The organism is Streptococcus sp. 20925_1_69, assembly GCF_041432365.1.
Classification (GTDB): Bacteria; Bacillota; Bacilli; order Lactobacillales; family Streptococcaceae; genus Streptococcus.
In genome coordinates this window covers 55,763-77,581 of sequence record NZ_JAPVZL010000010.1, presented here as the reverse complement: position 1 = coordinate 77,581, position 21,819 = coordinate 55,763, and the positions used below count along the sequence as shown (strand labels likewise).

Genomic DNA, 21,819 nt, shown 5'->3' with positions numbered 1-21,819 from the left:
TGATTTAGTCATAACTGACTCACTACCTTTTTAACAAAGCAAGTAATTTCTCCGCTTCTGCCATGATGCCATTATTATCCATGGTTTGGAGACTCAGATTATTTCGTAAACCAGCTAGGCTCTCTGTCACATTGTTTTTCAAGCTAGCATCCGTTACTGCATCAAGTAGATCTTCTACTTCTTTAAGCTTGGCTTCTACTTTTTCAGTCTCTACTTGAGGGACTTCAGCTTCGTCTGTTGTATCGTTAGCTACTCCCTCTGTCTCGTCTTCATCAGTGCTTGGTTTATAAAGATTATCTACTGAAGGGTTTAAACCTGCGTGATTCTCTTTTTCATCAGATTCAGGGTGAGTTGGCTCACTTACTTCATCATGTTCCTTATCTTCATCAGGTTTACTGTCTTGGTCTACCTTATTTTTACGAACATGGTCGCTGGCATTTCCCCAACCATTATCTGAGTGAGGGCGTTCATTTGGATGTTCAACATAATATTTTACAGTCGCAAAGAGATCCTCTAAACTATAGCCTTTAGGTGACTCATAAAGTCCTTCGTCAAACCAAGCAAATTTAATGTTATGGTAATGGTCATAATGAGGTATAATCAAGCTACCATTTTTAACTTCAACAGTATGTTGGAGATTGTAAGGCATGTGATCAAGTGGAACTTTCTTAGCTGCCTTCACTTTATTATAGATTGCTTCTGCTCCTTTAACCTCAGTATTTCCTGCCCCCTGATTATCTGTTGAAGGAGGCATCAAACCTTTCTCTTTAGCATAAGTCTGAGCTGCTGCTCTTTCAGCTTCAGACAAACTTTCTTTCTTAATCCAATGACTATGAGTCATATGTGGAGTTACATAGGCATCGCCTTCATCGCTAGTTATGTCACGAGGATCAAAGATATAGCCATCTTCTGTTGTATACTTACCTGCTAATTTCGCTAATTTAATTTCATCGTCCGTATAAGCAATTTGAGCATTTGGTTTGCCAAGTCGCTCTGGATGGGTAATTGGTGCTAGGAAGGTAAGAATATCATCAACTAACTTGACTTTATCACTTGAAACATCATTAAGACGTTCCAATAGTTTATCCAAAGCGTCAAAATCAGCTTGGCGCCCTTTATTAGAAATCAAATTTTGATGAACTTTTGCTAGTAAATCATAAACCTTGTTGTAAAATTCTTGATCACTAGAAGGGATGGTACTTTTCTTAGCTCCTAACACATGAGACAAACTTTCTTGTTTGGAAAGTTTATTATCAATGGCTGCAACAGTTTCTGCTGAAAGTTCCTTAGTAGAGATATAACGCGAGGTTCCATTCTCTTCAAAGACATAACCATCAGCTACTTTTCGAACCGCCTGTTTCACCAATTTTCCATCAATTGCATTGCTTGGAGATGATTGAGGATTTGGTACAGGTTGTGGACTTGGTACTGGGGTAGGATCTGGAGCAGGGATTAGATTTGGTCTTGATGGTAACCAATGACTTGAACTATAATGAAGTGGAATCATTCTTGCAATCTTCTGCTCTAAATCAGACATTTGTGAATAAGGAATAAAGTGATAATGGTCTCCGTGAGGCACTGCTACACCATTTGCAGTACGTTTGATGATTTGGGCCGGATCAAAGACTAATCCATCCGATTCTACATGTCTCTCTGACAAAGGTTTGGCATACAATTCACTTAAAAGTGTTGAAATGTCTTCCCCTTGATTTTGATGATATGTTGGGGTGACAGTCAGGTTTGGAGTCTCTGTCAAACTTGGTTGGGCTGGTTTAGTATTATCACTACTTGGTTTACTTGAGCTTGTAGAAGAATGAGAACCCTGTTTACCATTCCAATAAGCTTGGGCGGCAGCCAATTCTCCTGCTGACAAATCACTCTTAGGTATATAGTGGAAATGATTGCCGTGCGGTACAACAAAAGCGTCACCTGTATCTTCAATCACATCTGTTGGACTAAAGACATACCCATCATCTGTTGTATAAGCTCCTCCAGTTCCTCGATTTGGTGCCGGCGTATTAAGATTAAAGTTTGGTTTAATGGTTGAACTTAGTTTCTCAGAACTGCTTGGTTTCGGATTGTCAGAATGACTTTGAACTGGCTGACCTCCAATTGGTAGATTTCGAGCCAATTTTTCTTCCAAAGCAGACATTTGCGAATAAGGGATGAAATGGAAATGATCCCCGTGAGGAACTGCCACACCATTGGCAGTACGTTTTGTAATCTGTGCTGGGTCAAATACCAAGCCATCAGACTCCACATGACGTTGGCTAAGTGGCAAAGCGTACAATTCTTGAAGGAGACTAGCTAAATCCTCATTTGAGCTCTCCGGAGCTTTGGCAGAATCTTGAGGAGTTTCAGATTGACTCATTCTTAGACTAGATCTTGTTTCAGCTATGCTTGAACGATATTCAACCGTACTTAATTGGCCACCTTTCCCAGATAAGAAGGCTTGGGCAGCAGCTAATTCACTAGCAGACAAATCACTCTTAGGAATATAGTGGAAGTGATTGCCATGAGGAACGATATAAGCATCACCCGTATCCTCAATGATATCAGAGGCATTGAAGATATAACCATCATCCGTTGTATAGCGTCCTTGGGCTCTGGCTGCAGCAACAGCATTATCTGTGCTTGTATTATGATTATGACTATGTTCCTGCTTCTGACGTTTAATCTCTTCTTTTGTCCGAATATTGTCCGCATGAACCGCATCTTTAAGGTAAACATAGTATTTCCCGTCTACCTTAATCACATAGCCACCCTTGATTTCATTGACAATGTCCGAATCCTTCAACTGATAATTCGGATCTTTCATGAGGAGTTCTTCACTGATGATGGCATCATAAGGAACCTTGCCATTATAGTAATGATAATGGTCTCCATGAGAGGTCACATAACCTTGATCCGTAATCTTGATAACAATTTGTTCGGCGTTGATTCCCTCTCTCTTACTGACTTCATCTGGTGTCAAATTTTCTGCCTTTTGCCCAGCCTGGTCACCGTCTATATAAGCAACTCGATTAGAATCTTTCTTAACTTGACCAGCTTGGTACCGTCCAAGTTCATAGGAACAAACACTCAGGGCAAGAACTGCCACCGAACCCACCACATATTTTTTATTGATTTTCATTCTTTTCTCTTTTCTTAAGCCTATTTGATTCACCACAAAACGATGAACCGGTTAATTAACTAGTTAATAGTTTACTCTTTTTAGTATTACTTGTCAAGAATTTTTCGTATATACATAATAAAAATGAAAGCCTCTTTATCGAGACTTTCATTTTTCATTAGTTTATTTTTCTTTGCTTACAGATGTAGGATTACTACCTTTTAACAAAGCAAGTAATTTTTCTGCTTCTGTCATGATACCATTATTATCCAAGGTTTGGAGACTTAAGTTATTTCGTAAACCAGCTAGGGTTTCCGTTGCATTGGCTTTCAAACTAGCATCTGTTACTTTAGCAAGTAAAGCTTCTGCTTCTTTGAGCTTAGCTTCTACTTTTTCAGTCTCTACTTGAGGGACTTCTGGTTCAGCAGGTGTTTCCTCTACTGGCTCTTCATCTGCTTTGAAGTTCTTATTTGGATCTTCACTGTGGTCTTTCTTACCTAAGACATGCTCGCTGGCATTGCCCCATCCATCATTAGAATGTGGACGTTCGTCAGGATGTTCAACATAATACTTAATCGTCGCAAATAAGTCTTCCAATGTATAACCATTTGGAGCCTTGTATGAGTGATCATCAAACCAAGCAAATTTAATGTTATGGTAATGATCCTTATGTGGAATGATTAAATTACCATTTTTAATCTCAACTGTATGCTCGACCATGTATGGAAGTCGAACGAGTGGAATTCGTTTCTCACCTTTCACACGATTGTAAATGGCCGCCGCACTATCTCCAGTTGGATTTGCTTGAGCGTCTGCATCTGGAGACGGAGGTAGGATACCTTTTTCTTTAGTATAAGATTGAGCATCTGCTTTTTCCTTATCAGAAAGACTGTCTTTTCCAATCCAGTGACTATGACCCATATGAGGCGTTACATAGGCATCTCCTTCATCACTGATAATATCATGTTCGTCAAAAATGTAGCCATCTGAGGTTGTATACTTATCAGCTAATTGTGCAATACGGACTTCGTTTTCGGTATATTCAATTTGAGAATTTGGTTTACCAAGACGTTCTGGATGGGTAATTGGTGCTAGGAATGCCAATAAATCATCTACTAATTTTCCTTTATTAGAAGATTCATCATTCAAGCGTTCTGCTAATTTGTCTAAGGCTTGGAAATCAGAAGTACGACCCTTATTTTCAGACAAGGCTTTATGAGCCTCGGCCAATAAATTATATGCTTTATCATAAAATTCTTGGTCACGAGGAGCGACATTTTCTTTCTTCGCAACTAGGGCGTGTGTCTTTTGAGTTTTCTTAGACAAGAGATTTTCAATAGCATCAATCTTATCCTTGGTCAAATCTTTAGCTAGAACATAACGACTAACGCCCTTATCCTCTATAATATATCCATCACCAACTTTTCTAACAACCTGGTTGACATCAAATTCTGTCGGTTTATTTTCCACTGGTGCTAGAGGTTTGGTAGTAGGGGCTGGCTTCAGAGGAGTAATACTTGGCAAGACACTGCCATTTTGTCCCTTAACAGCTATCATACGAGCCAATTTTTCTTCCAGCGGTGACATTTGTGAATAAGGAATAAAGTGATAATGGTCTCCGTGAGGCACTGCAACACCGTTAGCTGTACGTTTGATGATTTGTGCCGGATCAAAGACGAGTCCATCAGATTCTACATGGCGTTCTGATAAAGGTTTGGCATACAATTCACTTAAAAGTGTTGGGATATCTTCCCCTTGATTGTGATGATAAGTTGGGGTGACAGCCAGGTTTGGAGTCTCTGTCAAACTTGGTTGGGCTGGAGCCGGATTTGGATTGTTACTACTTGGTTTACTTGAGCTTGTAGCAGAATGTGAGCCCTGCTTCCCATTCCAATAAGCTTGGGCGGCAGCCAATTCTCCTGCTGACAAATCACTCTTAGGTATATAGTGGAAATGATTGCCATGTGGTACAACAAAAGCATCACCTGTATCTTCAATCACATCTGTAGGACTAAAGACATACCCATCATCCGTTGTATAGGCGCCTCCAGTTGCTCTATTCGGTGCCGGCTTATTGAGATTAAAGTTTGGTTTAATCGGTGAACTTGGTGTTGAACTTGGTTTCTCTGTACTGCTTGTTTTCGGATTGTCAGAATGACTTTGAACTGGCTGACCTCCAATTGGTAGATTTCGAGCCAATTTTTCTTCCAAAGCAGACATTTGCGAATAAGGAATGAAATGGAAATGATCTCCATGAGGAACCGCCACACCATTTGCAGTACGTTTTGTAATCTGTGCTGGGTCAAATACTAATCCATCAGATTCCACATGACGTTGGCTAAGGGGCAAGGCGTACAATTCTTGAAGAAGACTAGCTAAATCCTCATTTTGACTCTCAGGAGCTGCTGCAGGATTTTGAGGAGACTCATATTGACTTGTTCTCACACTAGATCTTGTTTCAGCTCTGCTCGAACGATATTCAACTGTACTTAATTGACCACCTTTTCCAGATAAGAAGGCTTGCGCAGCAGCTAATTCACTAGCAGACAAGTCACTCTTAGGAATATAGTGGAAGTGATTGCCATGAGGAACAATATAAGCATCACCCGTATCTTCGATGATATCAGATGCGTTAAAGATATAACCATCATCCGTTGTATAGCGTCCTTGAGCTCTGGCAGCAACTACCGCCTGATCGTTAGAACCGCCTCCATGATTATGACTATGTTCCTGCTTCTGACGTTTAATCTCTTCTTTTGTCCGAATATTGTCCGCGTGGGCAGCATCCTTAAGGTAAACATAGTATTTCCCGTCTACCTTAATCACATAACCACCCTTGATTTCATTGACAATGTCTGCATCCTTCAACTGATAATTCGGATCTTTCATCAGCAATTCTTCACTGATGATGGCATCATAAGGAACCTTACCATTATAGTAATGATAATGGTCTCCATGAGAGGTCACATAACCTTGATCCGTAATCTTGATAACAATTTGTTCGGCGTTGATTCCCTCTCTCTTACTGACTTCATCTGGTGTCAAATTTTCTGCCTTTTGACCAGCCTGGTCACCATCTATATAAGCAACTCGATTAGACTCTTTCTTAACTTGACCAGCTTGGTACCGTCCAAGTTCATAGGAACAAACACTTAGGGCAAGAACTGCCACTGAACCCGCTACATATTTTTTATTGATTTTCATTCTTTTCTCACTTTAATTCTTCTGCTAGAACACTCATATTTTCTTCAAGATTTTCTAAATAGGTCTTGTCATTTTGTGGGTCTGCCTCTAAAGGATTGAGAGTTTTAAGACCCACACCTGTTGATTTGACAAGAGTTTCAGCTACTTTGGAAGAAGCGTTACTTTCTGTAAAAATCGTTTTAACCTTATATGTTTTTACAAATTCCTGAATTTCTGTAAGTTGTCGTGGACTTGGTTCTTGTTCAGGAGAGATACCTGCAATACCAAGTTGATTAAGTCCAAATCTCTTCGCTAGATAAGAAAAGGCTGTATGTTGTGTTACAAATGTTTTCTGAGTCGCTTTTTCAAATTTAGGTTGGAATTTCTTAGTTAGTTCTTGAGCTTTTTTGATAAAGGCTTGCGCATTTTTCTGGTAAGTTTCTTTATGCTCACTATCCACCTCTGAAAGTTTATCAGCAATAATCTGAGCTTCTTCACCAGCTTTTTCAGGATCTAGCCAAGTGTGAGGGTCATAGAGCGTTTTTTCATCAACTCCATCCCCTGCTTCCACATCTTCTAGCCCTGGGACGCGGTCTAAAGTCATTCCCTCTGAAGCCTCTAAAACCTTAACTTTGGATTTTTTTAGATTTGGATCCAGACTTCCTGCCCAAGATTCGAGCGTATGAGAATGGTAAACAAAGACATCTGCATCATAGATGGCAGCAATGTCATTTGCTGAAGGTTCAAAGGAGTGAATCCCGCTACTTGACTGAATCATCCGAACATCATTCAAGTCACCTGACACTTCCTTTACCATAGCGTAGATAGGATAAAAACTGGTCACAATTTTCATCCCTTTCCCTGTCTGGCTTTCCTTTTGACCACAAGCACCTAAACACAAAAGAAAGACACTTAACAATACTAAAAATAAACTTTGTTTTTTCATGGATAACCCCTTAACTATTTAATTAACTGGTAAACATTCTACTCCTAAAAATTTAATCTGTCAAGCTATTTTAAGAAAAAAATTGAAATTTCTTTCACATATAAAAATCTGCTAAGTTTTAACAACTCAACAGATTCTCACTTTATATACTCAATGAAAATCAAAGAGCAAATTAGGAAGCTAGCCGCAGGCTGCTCAAAGCACGACTTTGAGGTTGCAGATAGAACTGACGAAGTCAGCTCAAAACATGTTTTTGAGGTTGTAGATGAAACTGACGAAGTCAGCTCAAAACACTGTTTTGAGGTTGTGGATGAAGCTGACGTGGTTTGAAGAGATTTTCGAAGAGTATTATTCTTCTATGGTAGAATGCTTATAACCATAAGTGAAGTAAATAATACTTCCTATCAACAATGCAACTAGGAAAGCAATCCAAGTTTCCATATTATACTGCAACATAAAGGATAAACAAATGATGATTGATAAAATCGGTAATAAGGGTACCAATGGTGTTTTAAATTCTCCAGCATTGGGCATTCCTTTTTCTTTCCGTAAGCGAATCAAGCCGTAAGCAAGCATAATCAAGTAGGCCAAGGTACAAATATTTAAGAAGGCTGCGATACTAGCAAGAGGGAACATTCCTGCTGCTACTGCTGAAGCTAGACCTGTCAAGATAGTAGCATTCTTTGGTACCTTGCTAGTCTTCGTCAGTTCTTTAAAGGCAGCAGGCATCAATCCGTCACGCGCTAAACTGTAAATCATACGTGATAGGGCATAAGTCATCGAGATACAAACCGTAATCAAGGTCAAGATAGCAACTAATGACACATAGTTGGCTGCCCAACTGATCCCAACGCTACGAAGGGCAAAGGCAACGGCATCGTCGACATTTAGATGGCTATAATGGACCACACCAGTTAAGACAAGCGTCACCAAGGCATAGAGAATAGTTACGATAGAAAGCGATAAGACAATCCCTCTAGGAATATTTTTTTGAGGAGTCTTGACCTCATCTACAGCCATAGAGATGGATTCAAATCCCAAAAAACCAAAGAACATCAAGGACGCACCAGCCATAATACCAGTACTGGCACCATAGATTTGTCCAAAACCATAAGGAGCAAAATTGCTCCAATTATCAAGTTTAATATGCCAAATTCCTACTAAAACAAAGAGAGCTAAAGCGAAAAATTTCAAAATAACTAGGATCGAATTAAAGCGTAAGGCTGCCTTAGCATTAAGTAAAACAAGCGAGGTCACCAAGACCAAGACAAGAATAGGCAATAAATCAACAAATGTCCCTGCTTGAGGATTAAAGGTACCATTTAAAGCCTGAGGAAGGGCTATCCCGTATTGAGAGAGAAGCCCTTTAAAATAAGCTGCCCAACCCGAAGCCACACCTGATATGGCTGTCATGAACTCCATCATGGTTAGCCAGCCAGCCAACCAGGCAGGGAATTCTCCTAAGATAGCATAGAGATAACTGTAGGCACCACCTGTAGCGGGTACTCGCGAAGCAAATTCTGCAAAAAAGAGGGCTGATAATCCCACACACAAGGCAGAAATGACGATTGAAATCACTAGTGCTGGACCAGCAAGCGTTGCAGCTGCAGTACCTGTAATTGTAAAGACACCTGTCCCTACCATAGCTCCGATACCTAACAAAATCAAATCCCATAACTTCAAATGCCTATGCATCTCCGTTTTATCTAAACTAACATTTTTTGTTCTAAATATATTCATCTTTGACTCCAAAATAAAATGATGATTCTATTTTACCATAAATATAGTAGATTTGTGAATATTTATAAAACATTTTTCTGAAAAAATCTGACTACTTTTGTAACGGCTTAAGAACCAAAACTCTTGAAGAAGTTGACAACGGCTTGCCAGAGGGAGCTTAGGAAATTACCGCCGTCCTCTATCGCCTTATCAGCATCAAAGTTAAGATTGATATTTTTAAAACTATCGCCAGCTTGTGAAACAATACTTTGTTTAAGGTCATTTAGAGTTTTAGTGAAGTCTGTATTGCTAAGAATATCACTTTTTGAGAGATTTAAAGCAAAATTGATGATGATATTGATCTGGTTTCCTGTTATAACCTGATCAAGTTTGTAATTTTTCAAGGTATCTTCAACAATCTTACGGACATCTTCCTCTGTCAGATTTCCCTTGCTTTCCTTCGCTTTGGCGAGTCCTGACTTAATATCAGTTAGGGCAACGTTTAGTTTATTAGCATCATAGCCTGACTTGTCCTTGTTTTCAGCATTGATATCTGACAAAGCCTTCAACTCTTCTTGAGCCAAGTCTTTATTGGCTTGTGGCACCTTGGCTCCATTAACTTCTAGCGAATAGTAGATCCCTGCTAAAGCACTCTCACCTGTAACTGGAATAGGAGCTGCTACAGTGATTTTAGCATGTTCCACTCCCAGCGTTACGGCTGCGTTTCGGTACATATCCTGAGTCACCTTAGTGATATTTTCTGGTGTTTCAATCTTGACCTCAAGTGGCGATTTGTCCCCTAGCTTTTGAATCTTGGCTGATGAATACAATTGTAAGCTAGAGTCATTGGCCACATTCATAATCTTAGAATAGACATCAGGTGTCATGGTCTTGAGTTCTTTGGTGTCTGTTGAGGCATTGTAGCCCAGTTTTTTAAGGGTTTGACTTTTTTGGTCTTCAGATAGTGATGAACCTAGGACATATTCAGGTTGGACATAGGTTTCATCGATGACTTTTTGAACATCTGTTGCTGCATGGGCGCTATTCATAGCTGTTACCGCCCACAAGACCGCAGCACTAGTCAGAAAGAGTTTCTTTCTCATAGGGAATTTCCTCCTTTACCTTTCTAGAGTAATATATCTATCTTAAAGAAAACTTATAACAAAAACACCTGGACTAGCCAGATGTCGAAAGGAGAGTGAAACATTTGATGATGTAAAGGTTGAGTTGCACCTGTCTAGAATAATAATAGTTTCCCCCATTTACATAAAGTTCTGCACCGTGAAAAATGGAAATGGGGTGAATATAACTATAAGTCTTTCCGGTGGTATTGCCAAGCAAGGGAGCAACAGTCTCACGAGAGTACTGTTTGGCCAGAGCCAAGGTATTTTCCTTGCCATTTTGGGCTATAAAATCGATATAGGCAGGTCCAAAATTATAGGCTTGAACAGCCGTCCAGACATCTACCCCCTTCTTCTGGGCCAGATAGAGATTGTCTGTCAGAGTTTGAACGCCTTGCCGAATGCTAGAGGCATTATCATTGATGGTATTGGTAGCGCTACTAACAGACTCACTAGACTGCATAACATCGCCTTCTTTTCCTTTTGTTTCGGTATAAATCATAGCGAGCACAAGCTCTTCGTTTGCTGGTGTGTCTTTTTCACTCAAGATTTCTCGCACCATAGGTTGATAGGTCATGACTTGCTTGACATCTTGGTGAACGCGATAAGCTTTATATCCAGCAAAAAGGAAGACTGCTAGTACAAGCACTCTTCGAATTCGTTTAAACATTATTTACTTTGGATATCCTCGATATTTTTGATTAAGATAGAGTAGGTTCCATTTTCGTTTTGGATAAACTCAACAGACTCGGCGTCTTGATAGACGTTATTGGGAACGATGAGCTCAATTCCATTTGACAAGGAGAGTTTTTGATTTTCAAATTTCTTTAATTGGCGACTAGCATCAATTTCATCAAATTGAACTGGTTCTGGTACTACTTCTTTGACTTGGTCAATAAAGCTCAAACGAGCTGTCAGATTGTTGTCAAAAAGGTCATTGGCCAATTTCTCAGGCGATAATTCATTGCTTTCTTCCAGGTTATTGAAAATCGCTGATTTTACCTTGGATTGAAATTGAAAATCGTCTGTGTTAAAGGTTTCAGCAATTCGCTGTGCCGTTTTTTCCAGTTCTTTGATAGATTTCTTGGGTGAAATTTTAGGGGCGACGGCAAGAAGATTTTCTGAAAAATAGTTCAAAAAAGCCCCGTTATACTTGATTCGCTTTTCAATCAGATGGTACTTGCGGCTCTGAAGATTAACCACCAAGGCCTCATCAGCCCCTGTTCCAAATCCAGGCAAGTTATTTTGAGTTAGCTTGATTGGATTATCAACTTCTCCACCGAGGTGGGTCAAGGTCTCCCGCAGGGCAATTCGCAAGAAAGCAAAATGTTCTACACCTTCTTTAGAAAATTGCACAAAAATCAAGTCATTAGTCTTGAGATTTTCTGAAATACTGAACTCTTCTTTCCAGAGATTAGCCAGTGTTACCGAAGTCTCCAACAAATCGTCTGTGATGTGATTGAAGAAGGGATTTTCTTCTTCGAAAATCCCAGTCTTGGCTTCATCTGAATACACACGTTCAATTTTCTTGCGCAGGTATTCTTCGATTTTTGGAGTGATATTGAGAAACTTATCCGCTAGAAACAGCTCGGTATCATCCGGGCTAAACTGATGGATAATGGCTTTCTTAATATAAATGTCCATAAAAGTTTTAGTCCTCGTATAATGGGAAGGCATCTGTCAATTCTTTAACTGCACTTCTCACTTCTTCTAAGACAGCTTCATTTTCTGCATTTTTAAGGGTTTTAATGATCAGTTCAGCCACTTTGCGACTTTCTTCTTCACCAAATCCACGTGCAGTAATGGCTGCTGCTCCGATACGAATCCCACTTGTCTTGAATGGTGACAAGCTTTCGTAAGGGATTGAGTTTTTATTTAGGGTAATATTGACTTCATCCAGCAAGTTTTGAGCAACTTTTCCGTTTTCTACAACCTTAGTCACATCAACAAGGAAGAGATGGTTTTCAGTCCCTCCAGAAATGATACGAAAATCAGGGTCTTGCAAGAAGACATCTGCCATAGCCTTGCTGTTCTTGATGACATTGGCAGCATATTCCTTGAAGGCTGGATCCAAAACTTCTTTGAAGGAAACAGCTTTAGCCGCCACAACGTGCTCCAAAGGACCACCCTGAATACCAGGGAAAATAGCTGAATTGATTTTCTTAGCTAAGTCTTCATCATTGGTCAAAATCAAACCACCACGAGGCCCACGAAGGGTTTTGTGGGTCGTTGTTGTCGTGATGTGAGCGTATGGTACTGGACTTGGGTGAAGACCAGCAGCAACCAAACCAGCGATATGAGCCATATCTACCATGAGCTTAGCACCAACGGCGTCCGCAATTTCACGGAATTTTGAAAAGTCGATAATTTGAGAATAGGCTGAAGCACCTGCTACGATCAATTTTGGTTTTACTTCTTGGGCTTGTTTCAAGATAGCATCAAAGTCCAAGAGTTCTGTTTCAGGATCCACACTATAAGAAACAAAGTTGTAGGTTTGACCAGAGAAGCTTACAGGAGCCCCGTGAGTCAAGTGACCACCTGCAGCCAAATCCATTCCCATAACCGTATCGCCAGGCTCAATCAAGGCCATGTAAGCTGCACAGTTAGCTTGGCTTCCTGAGTGTGGTTGGACATTGGCAAATTTTGCACCGAAAATTTCTTTTGCGCGTTCAATAGCTAGAGATTCTACCACGTCTACCACATCCGTTCCACCATAATAACGGCGTCCTGGGTAGCCTTCGGCGTATTTATTCGTCAAGATAGACCCTTGAGCTGCCATAACAGCCTTGGAAACCACGTTTTCCGAAGCAATCAATTCAATGTTATTTTGTTGGCGTTCTTCTTCTTTGGCAATAGCATTCCAGAGATCAGCATCGTATGCTTTAAAATCATCTTTGTCAAAAATCATAGGTCTTCTCCTTTATAGTGTGACTAGTCCATTAGTTTAATTTTCTTATTAGAAAATCAAACTAAAAGATGCGAATAAACCGTTTCTGCATTTTATCACAAGTATAACCAACTTTTTCATAAAATGCATGAGCACCCAGACGATGATTGGCAGAATTTAAGCGGATAAACCCATAACCACGTCTTTTTGCTTCTTCTTCCAACCCTTGTAATAAGCTTTTACCAATACCTTGACCTTGCGCTTGAGGTGAAACTGCTAAAGCTAAAATATTAAATCCTGCTTTAGAATAAAGTGATTCATAGACCTCAGCGTGGACATATCCAAGCAAGGCATGACTAGCTTCATCCTCATAAGCAAGTAGGAAATGATGTGAATTCTGAGATAGTCTAGCTAGTTGACTAGCCGTTTCCTCTGGACTAAAAGAATAGCCCAAAGCCTCTTGGTTAATGTCACAAATAGCTTTCACATCTGTTTCTTGCAAATCTCTTAGCATCTCATTCCTCCTCAAAAGAAATCTCTGGCAACCGAGCAAGAATATCTTCTCGCTTAATGGCCCCTTGTCGTAAGATTTTCACCTTGTCTCCAGACAAGTCCAAAATAGTTGAATCCTGTCCAGTTAGAAAAGCATCGTCTTCTAGACCCAAAACCTCTTGGTCAAAATCCTTCAGAATTTGTTCAAAGGTCACTCCACTTGCCTGACCTGAAATATTGGCAGACGGTCCAATCAAGGGCCCTGTCTCTCGAATCAAATCCAGCGTGATAGGATGACTGGGCATCCGAAATCCCACAGTTTCAAGACCAGAATTGACCCAATAGGGAACTCGGTCATTGGCTTCGAGAATAATGGTCAAGGGACCTGGTAAAAAGGTCTCTACAAGTTTTTGAAGATAAGCTGGTTGGTTCTTAGAAAAGTGCAAGATGTCCTCTAGAGAGGCGATATTGAGGTTAAGCGCCTTGTCTCTTGGACGACGTTTAAGTTGGTAAACATGATTAACTGCTTTTTCGTCTAGAGCCTTGGCAAAAAGACCGTAAACTGTCTCTGTAGGTAGAACGACAGCTCCACCATTTTCCAACTCTTGTTTAATCCTGCCCATCATCAACCACAACCATCCTATCTTGACCAAATTGGTCCTTGAGTGTTCGAACTCGCTGTTCAGGAAGATGTTTCCTAAAAAGTTCAGGAACACTTTGACCTTGCTTGTATCCAATTTCAAGGTAAATCTTACCACCATCTTTGAGATAGTCTTTTGCATCTTCCGCAATTCTACGGTAAATAGCTAGGCCATCCTCGTCTGCAAAGAGAGCTAGATGAGGTTCCGAATGCAAGACATTCAAACCGACCTCTGACTCATCTTCACGAGAGATATAGGGTGGATTGGAAACAATTATATCATATTTTTCAGAAATTTCTGTAAAACAGTCAGATTTTTTTAAAAATATTTGAAGATTTTGATTTTTAGCATTTTCGTTAGCTACATCTAAAGCATTTTGGGAAATATCTGCTGCTGTCACTGACCAATCTGGTCTATTTTTTGCTAAGGCGAGAGCAATAGCTCCACTACCTGTTCCAATATCCAGAACTGAAAGATTCGTCTCAGGATTTTCAGCCAGGATAAGCTCCACCAACTCCTCTGTTTCTGGACGAGGGATCAATACTCGCTCATCCACTTTTAACTGCATTCCATAAAAATCTGCCTGTCCAATGATATACTGTGCCGGTTTATGAGCTGCTAACTGTTGGAAAATTCCTTTTACAAATACTTCTTCCACTTCCGTCACTTCCTGCTGGAGGGCAAAGACAAAGTCTGTAAAAGAGAGATTTTTCAGGCTACGATAGACAAAAGAGAGGCTTTCTGCTTCCTCTCCCTGTCTTATCAATTCTTCTTCAAAATCTGAAAATAATTGTGCTAATTTCATTATTTGTTTAATTCTTCTAATTTTTGTGTTTGGTCATAGAGCACCAAGGCATCCACAACTTCGTCCAATTTACCAGACAAAATCGTATCTAGTTTTTGGAGGGTCAAGCCGATACGGTGGTCCGTGACACGGTTTTGTGGGAAATTATAAGTACGGATTCGTTCTGAACGGTCACCAGTACCAATCGTTGACTTACGCTCAGCGTCTTGTTCATCCTGGGCAATCTGAGCAAAATGGTCAGCAACACGCGCACGGATGATTTTCATGGCCTTCTCACGGTTCTTCTGCTGGGTACGTTCTTCCTGCATCTCAACCTTGATATTGGTTGGCAAGTGAACGATACGAACGGCAGTCGCAACCTTGTTGACGTTCTGTCCACCAGCACCAGATGCGTGGTAGATGTCAACACGAAGGTCTTTTGGATCAATATCGTATTCTACTTCTTCGACTTCAGGCATGACAAGAACTGTCGCTGTCGAAGTATGAACACGACCTTGGCTTTCTGTCACAGGAACACGTTGCACACGGTGGGCACCTGATTCGTACTTGAGTTTAGAGTAAACAGATTGACCTGAAACCATGGCAACTACTTCTTTGAATCCACCGACACCATTCATAGAGGCTTCCATGACTTCAAACCGCCAGCCTTGGGCTTCTGCATACTTTTGGTACATAGTTAGAAGGTCTCCGGCGAAAAGTGCCGCTTCGTCTCCACCAGCAGCGCCACGGATTTCAAGGATGATATTCTTGTCATCGTTTGGATCTTTAGGAAGGAGCAAGATTTTCAGTTTTTCTTCGTATTCTTCTTTTTCAGCCTTGGCATCTTTGAGTTCTTGCTTGGCCATTTCTTCCAAGTCAGCATCTCCACCTGATTCCTTAATCATTTCTTCAGCGTCAACGATGTTTTGAAGGACTTGTTTGTACTCACGGTAGGCAGTTACCGTGTCACGAGTAGAAGCCTCTTCTTTCGAAAGCTCCATGAAACGCTTGGTGTCTGAGACGACATCTGGGTCACTCAGCAATTCTCCTAATTCTTCATAACAGTCTTCTACAGCTTGTAGTTGATCATAGATGTTCATTTTTCTTCATTCTCCTTATTGATTTCAGGCGCAAAATAATGTTTACGGCAAACTGAGATATAGGTTTCATTACCACCAATCTGGATCTGTTCTCCATCGTAAACGGGCAGTCCATCCTGAGTACGCAAGACCATAGTCGCCTTTTTCTTACAATACTGACAAATGGTCTTGATTTCATCAATCTTATCTGCTAAAAGCAAGAGATACTTGGAACCTTCGAACAGTTCATTGCGAAAGTCATTTTTCAAACCAAAAGCCATGACAGGTATGTCTAACTCATCAACAACACGAGCTAGGTCGTAAACATGGTGACGCTTGAGAAACTGGGCCTCATCAACCAACACACAGTAAGGTTTTTCTGATAGGTCTCGGATATGCCCGAAGATATCAGTTGTTTCCTCGATCGCAATGGCTGGGCGTTTCATGCCAATCCGACTCGACACATAGCCAACACCGTCACGCGTATCCAGAGCCGAGGTCATAATCACAACACCTTTTCCTTGCTCCTCGTAGTTATAGGCTACCTTGAGAATCTCGATTGTCTTTCCAGAGTTCATGGTCCCATAACGATAATACAACTGTGCCATGTTTCTTGCTTCACGTCCATTTCTAAATTTTTGCTACATTCTAGTATATCATAATTTTCTTAAGCTTTAAACGGCAAAATGTGGTAAAATAGAAGAAATCAAAAACTAGTGGAGGAAGCTATTATGCCATTTGTACGCATCGATTTATTTGAAGGACGCACGCTCGAGCAAAAGAAAGCTCTTGCTAAGGAAGTAACAGAAGCTGTTGTTCGCAACACAGGAGCCCCTCAATCTGCTGTCCATGTCATCATCAACGACATGCCAGAAGGAACCTACTTCCCACAAGGGGAAATGCGCACCAAATAAGCTAGCTTAAGCAGAAATGCTTAGGCTTTTTCAATCTCCAAGTAGCATCCATTGAAGAAATAGTCTAAATTTGTTACAATTTGAAAAGAGACTTGGAAAAATTTCCAAGAAAAGAGCTATTTATTAAAGGAAATATTATGATTACACGTGAATTTGATACCATCGCTGCTATCTCTACTCCACTAGGTGAAGGGGCTATTGGTATTGTCCGCCTGAGCGGAACAGAAAGTTTTGCTATTGCGCAAAAGATTTTTAAAAGGAAAGACCTAAACAAGGTTGCCAGCCACACTCTCAACTACGGTCACATTATTGATCCTCTGACTGGTAAAGTCATGGACGAGGTTATGGTTGGAGCTATGAAGTCTCCAAAAACCTTCACTCGTGAGGATATTATCGAGATTAACACCCACGGTGGGATTGCGGTGACCAATGAGATTCTCCAGCTAGCTATCCGTGAAGGAGCTCGGTTAGCAGAACCTGGTGAATTTACCAAACGTGCCTTTCTAAACGGTCGTGTGGATTTGACACAGGCTGAGGCAGTGATGGACATCATCCGCGCCAAGACTGACAAGGCCATGAACATTGCGGTCAAACAACTCGATGGTTCCCTTTCTGATCTTATCAATAATACCCGTCAAGAAATCCTTAACACACTTGCCCAAGTCGAGGTTAATATTGATTATCCTGAGTATGACGATGTTGAGGAAGCGACTACTGCTGTTGTCCGTGAGAAGACTATGGAGTTTGAGCAATTGCTAACCAATCTCCTTAGAACAGCCCGTCGCGGCAAAATCCTTCGTGAAGGAATTTCCACTGCCATCATCGGCCGTCCTAACGTTGGGAAATCAAGCCTTCTCAACAACCTCTTACGTGAGGACAAGGCTATCGTTACAGACATTGCTGGTACGACACGTGATGTCATTGAAGAATACGTCAACATCAACGGTGTCCCTCTCAAACTGATTGATACAGCTGGTATCCGTGAAACAGATGACATCGTGGAACAAATCGGTGTCGAGCGTTCGAAAAAAGCCCTCAAGGAAGCTGACCTAGTTCTACTAGTGCTAAACGCTAGCGAGCCCTTAACCGCCCAAGACCGACAACTCCTAGAAATCAGTCAGGAGACTAATCGCATTATTCTTCTTAACAAAACCGACCTGCCTGAAGCGATTGAAACTTCGGAACTTCCAGAAGATGTCATCCGTATTTCAGTTCTTAAAAACCAAAACATTGATAAGATTGAAGAACGCATTAATGACCTCTTCTTTGAAAATGCTGGTCTAGTCGAGCAAGATGCTACCTACTTGTCAAACGCCCGTCATATTTCCCTGATTGAAAAAGCAGTTGAAAGCCTACAAGCTGTTAATGAAGGGCTAGAGCTAGGAATGCCAGTTGATCTACTTCAAGTTGATTTGACTCGCACTTGGGAAATTCTCGGTGAAATCACTGGTGATGCTGCTCCAGATGAACTTATCACCCAACTCTTTAGCCAATTCTGTTTAGGAAAATAAGAAATCCATGATCGTTCAATCGGTCATGGATTTTATATTTATTAATAATCTGGTCTTAGGACACCTGTTACAGTGGCCTTAGTTGCTTCGTAGTCGCCATCTACGACAACCTTGATAATGCGTTTAGCATCTTCTTCTGGTGCTGGAACTAGAGGTAGACGAGTCGGTCCAGCTTCAAATCCCATGTAGTTGAGAACAGCCTTGACTGGAGCAGGACTTGGATAAGAGAAGAGGGCATTAACCTTAGGAATGAATTTACGCTGGATTGCTGCGGCTTTCTTCATATCGCTTTCTTCAATGGCCATAAACATCTCGTGCATTTCATCCCCATTTGTATGAGAGGCAACAGAAATAACCCCATCCGCACCAAGGTTCATGGCATGGAAAGCATCTCCATCCTCACCAGTATAAATCAAAAACTCCTCTGGCTTGTGTTCAATCAAATAAGCCATATTAGCCAAGCTCGTACATTCTTTGACACCGATAATATTTGGATGGTCAGCCAAACGAAGCATGGTTTCTGGAGTTAGTTCAACAACCACACGCCCAGGAATGTTATAGATAATAATTGGTAGGTCAGAAGCATCTGCAATGGCCTTAAAGTGCTGATACATTCCTTCTTGAGAAGGTTTGTTGTAGTAAGGAACAATAGCAAGCCCAGCAGCGAAACCACCAAAGTCTGCTACTTCTTTGACAAACTCGATAGAGTCACGCGTATCATTAGTACCCACACCTGCAATCAAAGGAACACGTCCATTGACAATTTTTTGTACAGCCGCAAAGAGTTCCAACTCCTCATCGTGGGTTAAAGTTGGACTCTCAGCAGTTGTCCCTGCGAGAAGAATTCCATCCGTATGATGGGCCAATAAATGCTCAATCAAGGCTGGAATAGCATCAAAGTTGATGGAACCATCCTCGTGGAAGGGGGTAATAAAGGCTGTGATGATTTTACACTCTTTTAAATCTTTATAAGACATGAGAAACACCTCTCTATTTCAAAGAAGGAGTTCATCTGAACTCCTAAACGATATGACTATTTTAATTCAAATTTCAATTCGGAAGTTGGACGAACTAATCCACGTTCATGAAGAGTTTCAGCAATCTGAACTGAGTTCCAAGCAGCACCTTTAAGAAGGTTATCTGAAACAACCCACATGTGAATTCCTTTTTCCGCATCCAAGTCTTTACGGATACGACCAACAAAGGTATCACGCGAACCAACTGCATTGATGGCTTGAGGATAGATTTGATGAGCTACATCATCTTCAAGGACAGCACCTGGGAAGGCTGCGATAGCTGCTTTTACTTCTTCAATTGGAGCCACTTCTTTTGTTTCGATATAAACAGACTCAGAGTGGGCTGACAAGACTGGAATACGGACACATGTTGCAGATACTGCAATGCTGTCATCTTCCATGATTTTCTTCGTTTCCTTAGTCATCTTCATCTCTTCGTAAGTGTAATCATTATCAGTGAAAACATCGATTTGTGGAAGAGCATTGAAGGCGATAGGATAGTGTTTCTTATCACCACCTGAAGGCAAGATTTCCGCATGCAAATCACGTGGTTTCACACCATCATTCAAAACTTCACGAAGTTCACGTTGTGTTTCAAGAATTGCTCCCATACCAGCACCTGAAACTGCTTGGTAAGTTGAAACAATGATACGGTCCAAGCCCCATTTTTGGCGAACTGGCTCAAGAGCTACCATCATTTGGATTGTTGAACAGTTAGGGCAGGCAATGATACCGTTGTGGGCATCAAGTGCATGAGCATTGACCTCTGGAACAACCAAAGGAACATCTGGATTTTGACGGAAGTAAGATGTATTATCTACCACTACCGCTCCAGCTTTCACTGCGTATGGTGCATACTTAGCTGATGTCGAACCACCTGCTGAAAAGAGAGCAATGTCAACTCCTTCAAAAGCAGTTTCAGTCGTTTCTTCAATCGTAATATCTTGGTCTTTAAATTTCAAAGTCTTGCCGGCTGAACGAGCAGAAGCAAGTAAGCGAATTTTATCGATTGGAAGTGTTGATTCTTCCAACATTTTTATCATCTGAGCTCCGACAGCACCTGTCGCGCCGACTACAGCAACTGTATATCCCATAAGTAACCTCTTTCGGAATTTTCTAAAAATTTCTATAATAGATGTATTATACTACTTTTTCCATGAATTGCAAAGCTTTTTCATCAATTTTTGGAAAATAAAAATCCCCAGTCGCTAGACCAGGGACTAAGAGGCATCTTCATGTGATGAGCAGGTTCACACAACTCATCAAGGTCCGCTCCTGCGTTATGACCTCCTTATGCTCAATAGTAGTCCGAAGACTACCCATCGACTCATCGCATCTACTATTCTACTAAAGAGAATAACTTTTGTCAACAGACAAAACTCTTTATACTCTTCGAAAATCTCTTCAAACTTCGTCAGCGTCGCCTTACCGTATGTATGTGACTGACTTCGTCAGTCTTATCTACAACCTCAAAACAGTGTTTTGAGCAACTTGCGGCTAGCTTCCTAGTTTGCTCTTTGATTTTCATTGAGTATTAGTTTTATTTACACAGGTGCATAAGAAATATCTTTGAAAAATTTGGGGCAAACATAACAAAAACCCTTTTAAATCAAGGGCTTTTCTGTCTATTTAATGCTAATTGCCGGGATTGAACCGGCGACCTCATCCTTACCATGGATGCGCTCTGCCAACTGAGCTAAATCAGCTTACTTAAAAAGTATACTATAGTTAGAAAATCTTGTCAAGTTTCCTAAGAAATTTTCCTAAAGAAAAAGCCAGGTAAGAGCTACCTAGCTTGTCTTCTTCTATTTGCTTAAATCGATTCGATGACCAATTTTACCAATAATAATCGCTCCAATAATCAATGAGGCAAATTCACCAACTCCTGTTGTGAACCAAGTAAGGAAAAATGGTAATTGCGCTACGATATTCAACTCTGCAGCGATAGTAAACATGGAAATTGAAAAGAGGATTGAAAAAAAGAAATGATCTTTTCGAATTAATCCATTAAAGAGGTAATCTTTGCTGTATTTTGCAAAAAGCCAAACACCTAGACTGAGGAATACTAGGGTTGATCCACCACCAACAAAGACATCTAGCAGTCCGAAGCTAAAGAAATTAGCAATCATACAACCGATGGTAACTCCGATGATGTACTTAGGATTGTAAAAAGCCATAAAGTTCATCATTTCTGAAATACGGAACTGATAAGCACCATAGCTGATGGCATTTAGAGGCGGTGTGACAGTCAAAACGACATAGATAGCAGCGACGATTGCGATATCTGCAACATCACGAATAGTTAATTTTTTCATCTTTTCTCCTTTAGCGGATTATCCGCGTGTAATATGCTTGGTGAAAGAAGCTAAGCACCAAGGGTTGCTTTATTCAACCTTACTAGTATAGCACAATAG

19 protein-coding genes, 1 tRNA gene and 1 riboswitch are annotated in these 21,819 nt (G+C 40.7%); of the genes, 3 read left to right on the top strand and 17 right to left on the bottom strand.

What is annotated here, in order from left to right; translation table 11 throughout:
• Positions 1–22: 22 nt before the first annotated feature.
• From O3601_RS07760 to adcAII, 3 genes are all read right to left on the bottom strand, one after another.
• Complete coding sequence (locus O3601_RS07760) at positions 23–3,133, bottom strand: pneumococcal-type histidine triad protein (protein ID WP_371472259.1); 3,111 nt, start codon at positions 3,131–3,133, stop codon at positions 23–25.
• A 162-nt stretch (positions 3,134–3,295) separates the two neighbouring features.
• Entirely contained in the window at positions 3,296–6,316 is a 3,021-nt protein-coding gene (locus O3601_RS07755; protein ID WP_371472256.1) for a pneumococcal-type histidine triad protein, read from the bottom strand.
• Between the two features lie 7 nt (positions 6,317–6,323).
• Positions 6,324–7,241 (bottom strand): zinc-binding lipoprotein AdcAII, encoded by a 918-nt coding sequence (adcAII, locus tag O3601_RS07750; RefSeq protein ID WP_000744916.1) that lies wholly within the window; start codon positions 7,239–7,241, stop codon positions 6,324–6,326.
• Between the two features lie 153 nt (positions 7,242–7,394).
• Between adcAII and O3601_RS07745 the strand changes: the two genes are divergently transcribed.
• Complete coding sequence (locus O3601_RS07745) at positions 7,395–7,571, top strand: hypothetical protein (protein ID WP_371472253.1); 177 nt, start codon at positions 7,395–7,397, stop codon at positions 7,569–7,571.
• Between the two features lie 18 nt (positions 7,572–7,589).
• Here O3601_RS07745 and O3601_RS07740 read toward each other — a convergent pair whose 3' ends face one another.
• The 10 genes from O3601_RS07740 to O3601_RS07695 form a co-directional block, all read right to left on the bottom strand.
• Positions 7,590–8,981 (bottom strand): APC family permease, encoded by a 1,392-nt coding sequence (locus O3601_RS07740; RefSeq protein ID WP_371472252.1) that lies wholly within the window; start codon positions 8,979–8,981, stop codon positions 7,590–7,592.
• 107 nt (positions 8,982–9,088) lie between these two features.
• Positions 9,089–10,063: a DUF1002 domain-containing protein gene (locus tag O3601_RS07735; protein WP_371472251.1), complete on the bottom strand. Its 975-nt coding sequence runs from the start codon at positions 10,061–10,063 to the stop codon at positions 9,089–9,091.
• Between the two features lie 73 nt (positions 10,064–10,136).
• Entirely contained in the window at positions 10,137–10,751 is a 615-nt protein-coding gene (pmp23, locus tag O3601_RS07730) for a cell wall hydrolase Pmp23 (protein WP_371472248.1), read from the bottom strand.
• On the bottom strand, positions 10,751–11,725 hold the full coding sequence (locus tag O3601_RS07725) for a nucleoid-associated protein (RefSeq protein WP_261027219.1): 975 nt from the start codon (positions 11,723–11,725) through the stop codon (positions 10,751–10,753). The genes pmp23 and O3601_RS07725 overlap by 1 nt, the downstream gene beginning before the upstream one ends.
• Positions 11,726–11,732: 7 nt before the next feature.
• Positions 11,733–12,989, bottom strand: a complete 1,257-nt coding sequence (glyA, locus tag O3601_RS07720) for a serine hydroxymethyltransferase (RefSeq protein WP_261027217.1) — start codon at positions 12,987–12,989, stop codon at positions 11,733–11,735.
• Positions 12,990–13,050: 61 nt separating this feature from the next.
• Positions 13,051–13,482: a GNAT family N-acetyltransferase gene (locus O3601_RS07715; RefSeq protein ID WP_293965679.1), complete on the bottom strand. Its 432-nt coding sequence runs from the start codon at positions 13,480–13,482 to the stop codon at positions 13,051–13,053.
• 1 nt (position 13,483) lies between these two features.
• Positions 13,484–14,086, bottom strand: coding sequence for an L-threonylcarbamoyladenylate synthase (locus O3601_RS07710; RefSeq protein WP_371472244.1), 603 nt, complete (start codon positions 14,084–14,086; stop codon positions 13,484–13,486).
• Complete coding sequence (gene prmC / locus O3601_RS07705) at positions 14,070–14,906, bottom strand: peptide chain release factor N(5)-glutamine methyltransferase (protein WP_371472242.1); 837 nt, start codon at positions 14,904–14,906, stop codon at positions 14,070–14,072. The genes O3601_RS07710 and prmC overlap by 17 nt, the downstream gene beginning before the upstream one ends.
• The gene (prfA, locus tag O3601_RS07700; RefSeq protein WP_371472240.1) at positions 14,906–15,985 is read right to left on the bottom strand and encodes a peptide chain release factor 1; all 1,080 of its coding nucleotides are present in this window, start codon (positions 15,983–15,985) and stop codon (positions 14,906–14,908) included. Before prfA ends, prmC begins: the two co-directional genes overlap by 1 nt.
• Positions 15,982–16,572: a thymidine kinase gene (locus tag O3601_RS07695; RefSeq protein ID WP_371472238.1), complete on the bottom strand. Its 591-nt coding sequence runs from the start codon at positions 16,570–16,572 to the stop codon at positions 15,982–15,984. Before O3601_RS07695 ends, prfA begins: the two co-directional genes overlap by 4 nt.
• A 123-nt stretch (positions 16,573–16,695) precedes the next feature.
• On the opposite strand from O3601_RS07695, the gene O3601_RS07690 reads away from it, so the two are divergent.
• Entirely contained in the window at positions 16,696–16,878 is a 183-nt protein-coding gene (locus O3601_RS07690; RefSeq protein ID WP_001117401.1) for a 4-oxalocrotonate tautomerase, read from the top strand.
• Positions 16,879–17,015: 137 nt separating this feature from the next.
• Complete coding sequence (gene mnmE / locus O3601_RS07685) at positions 17,016–18,389, top strand: tRNA uridine-5-carboxymethylaminomethyl(34) synthesis GTPase MnmE (protein ID WP_371472228.1); 1,374 nt, start codon at positions 17,016–17,018, stop codon at positions 18,387–18,389.
• 41 nt (positions 18,390–18,430) lie between these two features.
• Here the strand turns inward: mnmE and dapA are convergent, their stop codons facing one another.
• The 4 genes from dapA to O3601_RS07665 all read right to left on the bottom strand — a co-directional run bounded on the left by dapA (position 18,431) and on the right by O3601_RS07665 (position 21,720).
• Positions 18,431–19,366, bottom strand: coding sequence for a 4-hydroxy-tetrahydrodipicolinate synthase (gene dapA, locus O3601_RS07680; RefSeq protein ID WP_371472227.1), 936 nt, complete (start codon positions 19,364–19,366; stop codon positions 18,431–18,433).
• 56 nt (positions 19,367–19,422) lie between these two features.
• Positions 19,423–20,499, bottom strand: a complete 1,077-nt coding sequence (locus O3601_RS07675) for an aspartate-semialdehyde dehydrogenase (RefSeq protein ID WP_049552055.1) — start codon at positions 20,497–20,499, stop codon at positions 19,423–19,425.
• A gap of 539 nt (positions 20,500–21,038) precedes the next feature.
• Positions 21,039–21,111, bottom strand: a tRNA-Thr gene (locus O3601_RS07670).
• A gap of 99 nt (positions 21,112–21,210) precedes the next feature.
• Positions 21,211–21,720, bottom strand: coding sequence for a QueT transporter family protein (locus O3601_RS07665; protein ID WP_261052602.1), 510 nt, complete (start codon positions 21,718–21,720; stop codon positions 21,211–21,213).
• Positions 21,718–21,815: riboswitch (PreQ1 riboswitch) on the bottom strand. It overlaps the preceding gene by 3 nt.
• Between the last annotated feature and the right edge of the window lie 4 nt (positions 21,816–21,819).